This window comes from Delftia sp. WSY_10, assembly GCF_043104705.1.
Lineage (GTDB): Bacteria > Pseudomonadota > Gammaproteobacteria > Burkholderiales > Burkholderiaceae_C > Comamonas > Comamonas tsuruhatensis.
The window spans coordinates 1-389 of the sequence record NZ_JBICKY010000045.1 but is presented as its reverse complement, the minus strand read 5'-3'; the positions used below and the strand labels follow the sequence as shown (position 1 = coordinate 389).

Here is a 389-nt window from a genome sequence, read left to right as displayed (position 1 = left end):
CGTTCGCTGATGGGGACGGCACCGACGATTCGGCCATGGATACTGGTCTTTTGCGTGTAGTGCCGTGAACGACGCATGCCTCTGGTGCGCCGCAAATGCTCCAGAAGCTCCTTCTTCAAAGCGCCCCGCGTCTGGACAAAGAGCGTGCGATAGATGGCTTCGTGGGACACCTGCATGCTCCTTTGCTCTGGGTAGGTCCGTTTGAGCCAACCGGCGATCTGCTCAGGCGACCATCGATGCTGCAGTTTGCCAGCCACGATCTGCGCCAGGGCTGGATTGCTCGCCAGCTTGCAAGGCTTGGGGCGGTGCGCACGCTCCCAGGCTGCTTCATCGGCGCGCGCAGCCCTGTAGCAACTCTTGCCACCGTTGCGGTGAAGCTCACGGCTGAC

General features: G+C 62.0%; 1 protein-coding gene. It reads right to left on the bottom strand.

The features are described from left to right. Window positions 1-389: transposase (locus tag ACF8ML_RS18425; RefSeq protein ID WP_392407601.1), on the bottom strand; the 389-nt coding region annotated here is incomplete at both ends.